Annotated in this window: 1 protein-coding gene and 1 pseudogene; both read right to left on the bottom strand. The window is 68.0% G+C overall.

The window, feature by feature from the left end; all coding sequences use genetic code 11:
- Positions 1-422, bottom strand: a pseudogene (locus ACZ5CR_RS46250) (hypothetical protein); the annotation flags it as partial.
- Positions 412-1,193, bottom strand: a 782-nt coding sequence (locus ACZ5CR_RS46245; protein WP_468870002.1) for a hypothetical protein, incomplete at its 5' end; no start/stop codon positions are given. The pseudogene ACZ5CR_RS46250 and the gene ACZ5CR_RS46245, both read right to left, overlap by 11 nt.

The raw sequence follows: 1,193 nt of genomic DNA, 5'->3' as shown, positions 1-1,193 counted from the left end.
GCGACGGCGAGGAGCCACAGGAGCAGGGTCAGGATGGTCGACGCGGCGAAGACGACCGCGTACTGCTTGAGGAAGCTGGGGTTCGTGAAGTCGACCTCGGCGGTCTCCTTCACGGCGGAGGAGAGCTTGTCGACGGTCCAGGACGCGGCGTTGGCGCAGCCCCTTGCCAGGGAGGAGAGGGGGTCGATGGTGGAGTCCAGGGGGGATTCGGTGGGGTATTTGCCGCCGCCGTCTCCGCCTCCACCTCCGCTGTCGTTGCCCTTTTCGCAGTACTCCTTGGCAGGGCCGCGGATGAGATCGCAGGGGTCGTCGTCGGGCTCGGGCGCGGCGAAGGCATGCGTCGCGAAGAGGACCACCGCGGTCTGCACAGTGGTGACTGCGGCGGCAAGCGTGAGGGTGCGACGGCGGCTGCTAGCGGGCATAGGTGAACCCTCCGTACTCCTCTACAGCCTTCGCCATGTCGTCGGCTGTCGAGGCCCTTTGGTCGCGCCCGACGGGGACGGGGCCGTCCTTCTGCTTGAAGTCGGCGACCTTCCAGTCGCCGCCGACCCACTGCAGCTCGTACGTGTTCGTGTACCAGCTCTCGGAGACGGGGTTCTTGGTGTTCTCCCCGGCGAGTCCGAAGAGCGACGAGTACCAGATGTCCACGGTCGCGGAGTTGCCGCTCAGCTTCTTGGCCGTCGTGCCCACGGGGATGATGCGCGAGACGAAGGTCGCGCCCTTCGGCGCGCTGCCGTCGGGGTTCAGGCCGATGCCGGTCAGGAACTCCTTGCCGGAGTACACCTTGTCCAGGGAAGCCTGACGCTCGGCTGCTGCTGCCGGGGTGTAGACGGTGTTGACGATGCTGTGGCGAAGGTCGGCCTTGAACATGTCCGCCGAGCCAAGCGCCACCGCATAGTTCGCGGCAGCGGACTGCGCGCCCTGCTCGCTCTTCGTGTACCCGGAAGGAATCCCTCCCGTCTTGCCGCCGACCGGCTTCTCGCCCGTCGCAGACGTAGGCTCCGCGCCCGCCTTCTTGCCGTCCCCGCCGCCCCCTCCGGAGGACTCCTCCCCGCCGCGATTCGCGAACGCGATAGCCGCGATGAGCAGCACCACCACACCGACCACCGTCACGAGGCTCCGTGACGAAGAACGGCTGGATCTGCGCCCTCCCCCGTAGACGTCCTGGCCGCCCCCCTCGCCTTCGGGGAGTC

The sequence above is a fragment of the Streptomyces sp. NPDC031274 genome, from assembly GCF_055570235.1.
The sequence above is the reverse complement of the archived record's forward strand: the minus strand, read 5'-3'. Positions and strand labels throughout refer to the sequence as shown.